The following is a 4831-nucleotide window of genomic DNA, read 5'->3' on the forward strand; positions in this document are numbered from 1 at the left end:
CTATTATATTGTGTCTATCAGTTATAATAATATCGCTTGTAGTATATCCTGTAATTAAGTCAAAAATATCCTCTTCGGATAAATCAAAAATAATATACCCTATAATTTCATCATTATCACAAATCGCCTTTCCTAATGATAAAGTTCCATATGTATATTTATCTTGTTGACCTTTATTAACCATTATTATTACTTCTTCTCTACGTAATTTCATTCTATTAAAAATGCCCCACATAAATAGATTATCATCACTAATATAATCTGGCTTAATATTCATATTTGAGATAATCATATTGCCATTTTTATCATAAACATAGAAATTACTCTTAACAGTCCTTTTATTTATGAATTTATACAAAACTTCATAGATTTTTTGTGACTTTATTCCATCTTCAATTATTGATATAAGACTCTCATCATTTGAAATATTATTAATTAAAGATCTATATTCTCCTAAATTTTCTTCCATTAATTTAGAAATATTTATATTACTATTAACATTTTCTTTAACTATTAATTTATTTCCCCAAAGAAACAAAATTAAGTACGCAACTAAAGAAACTATTATTATAGGAACTATAGCGTACCACACTATTGTATTTCTAATTACATCACTATATTTTTTATACTTTTTACCCATAGCTCTCTTCCTCTATATTGCAAAAAAAGACCAGATTTACTGGTCTTTCAATCACAAAATTTTATTTTACAAATTAATTTCTTTACTTCCAGAAACCTTAAAGAATATTAATAATGAAATTACTGTAGTAATTGTTAAAATTGTTGATAGAGCCGCTGCTGTTCCATAACTTGCCCTAATAACTTCAGTATATATAGATACTGATAAGGTTTTCGTGCCACCTGTGTATAATATAACTGAGGCACTTAATTCGTTAATAACTGTTATCCAACTAAGTATTGCTCCTGCTAACACCCCAGGTAACATCATTATCGCTGTTACTTTAAAAAATGTCCTAACAGGTGAATATCCTAAACTTATAGATGCTTCCTCCATACTTGGACTAATTTGATAAAGTATTGCTGCACTAGACCTTAAAGTATATGGTAACCGTCTAACTACATATGCTATTATAATTATAACAAATGTACCACTTAATACCAAAGGCTTTTTATTAAATGCAAGTAATAATGTTATACCTAAAACTGAGCCTGGAATTATATATGGAAACATAGTTATAGTATCTATTACAGAAGTAAGAATATTTTTTCTCCTAGTAGATATATAGGCTATGAACATACCTAATATTACAATTATTCCAATTGCAATTAACCCATATGAATAAGTGTTTGTAATAGCTGATCCAAGTTTACTAAATACTGTTTTATAGCTCTTTAATGAAAACTCATTAACAAATCTTGATCCCTTTGTATTAAGAAATGAAGTATATATTACTGTTAATTGTGGAACTATAGCTAAAAATACAACAAAATAAACAAAAATGTGAGAGAAAATATTTTTAGCTCCTTTTAAGTTTTTAGCTACCATAGGTCTCAATGAACTCATAGTAAATGATTTTTTATTAACAACATATTTTTGTGCAATAAATACTATTGAAGTTATAAGAACCATTATTGTTGCTAATGCTGCAGCAAAATTAGCTTGACCACCAACTTCACTAATAAATTCAGAATATATCAATACAGGCATTACATTATAACCTTCACCAATTAGCATTGGAGTCCCGAAATCAGCTAATGCATTCATAAATACTAATAATCCTCCTGCTAAAAGAGTAGGTAATATTAATGGCAGTATTACTGTTACAATTTTTTTAATAGGCTTACATCCTAAACTTTCTGCAGCTTCTAATAATGATACATCTATTTTTTTTAATGCTCCTGTGACATATAGATATATAAAAGGATATAACTTAAGGGTAAACACTAAAAGTATTCCTGCAAATCCATATATAGGCGGAAGGGTTATTCCTAAGTTATTTTCAAAAAACTTTGTAACAACTCCACTTCTACCGCATAATAATACCCATGAATATGCTCCTATAAATGGTGGTGATAACATAGAAATAATTATTAATATTTCTATTAACTTTTTCCCCTTAATATTAAATGCTGTAGTTAAATATGCTAAAGGTGCACCTATTAATATCGCTAAAATAGTAACACAAATAGTTACAGTAAAAGAATTTATCAATGCATTATAGTAGTATTTCTTCTCAAAAAACTTTACAAAATTAGCAAAAGTAAAATCGCCAGTTACAGCATCCTTAAATCCACTTATAAATAATGAAAATAGTGGATATATAAAGAATATAAGAAATATAAGTGCAATAATTAAAGTCACTATCGTCCAAAAGTCAAATTTAATTTTAAATTTACCCTTTACACTTTTCATTAGTTTTCACTTCCTTTTATTAAGTTTGCCTCTCCATCTTCAGTGAAAACATTAATTTTCTTTGGATTAACTTCTAAATACAAATCATCTCCATTACTATAAATATGATCTGCTGTTCCTATATCTTGAGATAATTCTATGGCAGCCTGTCCCTCTAATATTTCTCCATCATTAAATATGATTTCATAATTAGTATATCTTCCAAGGAAGGTTGCTGTCTTAATTTTAGTCGCTAATCCTTTGTTTGAAATAACGAACTCTTCTGGTCTAACAGCTATTATAACTTTCTGTCCATTTTTTACATTATCCTTTAGATTACTCATTTTTACAGTATAACCTTTTTTAAATTTCACGAAATATTCATTATCTTTTAATTCTATATTCCCTTCAAATAAATTAGAATGTCCAATAAATGTTGCTACAAAAGTATTTTTAGGCCTAGTATATATTTCTTTTGGTGTTCCAACTTGTTGTACAACTCCATCCTTCATAACTGCAATTCTATCTGAGATAGCTAGAGCTTCTTCTTGATCATGTGTAACATATACAGTAGTTATTCCTACTTCTTTTTGTACATCTCTTATGGCACTCCTCATTTCAACTCTTAGTTTAGCATCTAAATTTGAAAGTGGTTCATCCATAAGTAACACACTTGGGTGAATAACTATAGCTCTTGCTAAGGCCACCCTTTGTTGTTGTCCCCCTGATAGTCTTTCTGGTAATCTATCCTTATACTCATCAATTCTAACAACCTTCAAAATATCTGATACTTTCTTTTCCAATTCATTTTTTGAAGGTTTTCTTAATTTTAATCCATATTCAACATTTTGTTTAACTGTTAAGTGTGGAAAAATAGCATAGTTTTGAAAAACCATACCTATATTTCTCTTATGTGCTGGAATATCATTTATTACCTTATCTTCAAAACTGATTTTTCCACCCTCAATAGAGTTAAAACCTGCAATCATTCTTAAAAATGTTGTTTTCCCGCAACCTGAAGGTCCAAGTAAAGTGAAAAATTCTCCATTTATAATATCTAAATTTAAATCAGGAATTACAGTATTGTCGCCATATTTCTTAATCACATTTGTTGCCTTAATTGAAACACTCATTTTTACTTCCTCCTCATCTATTTAGAAAATGGGGCTCTCGCAGAATTAATAATTATTAATTGTACTATTTGCAACAGCCCCATTTTATTCCTATATTTATTTATTAGTAAATATTTCTTTAAATTTATCAATCCAAGCTTGCTTATTAGCTGTTACTACCTCAGGATTATCTTGGATAATATTAATATCACTCATAGGTTGTAATCCTTCTGCTGGATCTACATCTTTTCTTACAGATCTTCTGCTTAAATCTGAAGCCACCATTGTTTGAGTTTCTTTACTAGTTAAAAAGTCAATAAACTTCTTAGCATTATCTATATTTTTTGCACCCTTTATTATTGCAACTCCATCAGGCTTAGAAATTACTCCTTCTTTCATATAAATAACTTTCACTGGAGCACCATCTTTAACATATTTAGCTCCACCTTCTTCGAAAGTTAAACCTACTGTGTATTCTCCATCTGCTACACCTTTATAAACAGCTGAAGATCCTGAAAGTAATTTACCATCTAAGTTTCCAGCTAATTTATCAGCATAATCCCAACCTTTTTCTGGATCACCATTACCCATGGAATATAGCATATTTACTAAATGCTCGAAAGATGAAGATGATTTTGCAGGATCTGCATGAGCAATCTTACCTTTTAGCTCTGGATTTAATAAATCTTCATAACCTTCTACTTTAATATCACCTATTAAGTTAGTATTAACCATAAGTACACTTGGAATATCAGAAAATCTTGTTATCTTACCATCAGTATTCTTATTTCCATCCGCCATATATTCTTCATTAGCAGATGTGTATTCCTCAAATAAATCTACCTTTGGTTGTAATGTACCTAGAGACCCACCCCACATTACATCTCCTAATGGGTTGTCCTTTTCAGATTCAACACGCTTTAGTAACTCTCCAGTACCAGCTGCCACTACATCCACTTGAATTCCTGTCTCATTTTCAAACTCTGCAACTATAGGATCTATAAATTCTAATGGATGTGGACAATATACAACCAAATTCTTAGAGCTACTCTCCTCTCCATCTGAAGAGTTACCAGTCTGCCCACCACATGCAACCATACTTACCATCATTGATGCACAAATTAATGTAGCTAAAACTTTTTTCATCACAAATTCCCCCTATACTTTTCTAATTTTTCCGTTACTCTTGATGTAATTAAATAATATCAAATGTAAACGTATAATTAAATCCTATTATCTGTAAAATTATCCTTTTTTATGAACTAACAAATAAATATCCACCAGCTTAGCTGGTGGTTTTTCCTTAGCCCTATAAGGGCATATTACTTGCGTTGCGTCTTAAGGCGCTTTAAAAGGTTCGTCAGCC

General features: G+C 29.7%; 4 protein-coding genes. All 4 read right to left on the minus strand.

Annotated features, from left to right (window positions below; genetic code table 11):
- Positions 1-640: hypothetical protein (locus E6248_RS13255; RefSeq protein ID WP_316341266.1), on the minus strand; the 640-nt coding region annotated here is incomplete at its 3' end.
- Positions 641-706: 66 nt separating this feature from the next.
- Entirely contained in the window at positions 707-2374 is a 1668-nt protein-coding gene (locus E6248_RS13260) for an iron ABC transporter permease (protein ID WP_316341267.1), read from the minus strand.
- Positions 2374-3486 carry an ABC transporter ATP-binding protein gene (locus E6248_RS13265; RefSeq protein ID WP_316341268.1) on the minus strand — a complete coding sequence of 371 codons (1113 nt, stop codon included), beginning with the start codon at positions 3484-3486 and terminating at the stop codon, positions 2374-2376. The genes E6248_RS13260 and E6248_RS13265 overlap by 1 nt, the downstream gene beginning before the upstream one ends.
- Before the next feature lie 96 nt (positions 3487-3582).
- Positions 3583-4611 carry an extracellular solute-binding protein gene (locus E6248_RS13270; RefSeq protein ID WP_316341269.1) on the minus strand — a complete coding sequence of 343 codons (1029 nt, stop codon included), beginning with the start codon at positions 4609-4611 and terminating at the stop codon, positions 3583-3585.
- Positions 4612-4831 lie beyond the last annotated feature (220 nt).

Origin of the sequence: Clostridium sp. (assembly GCF_032552055.1) — a bacterium.
In the GTDB taxonomy this organism is placed as follows: domain Bacteria; phylum Bacillota; class Clostridia; order Clostridiales; family Clostridiaceae; genus Clostridium.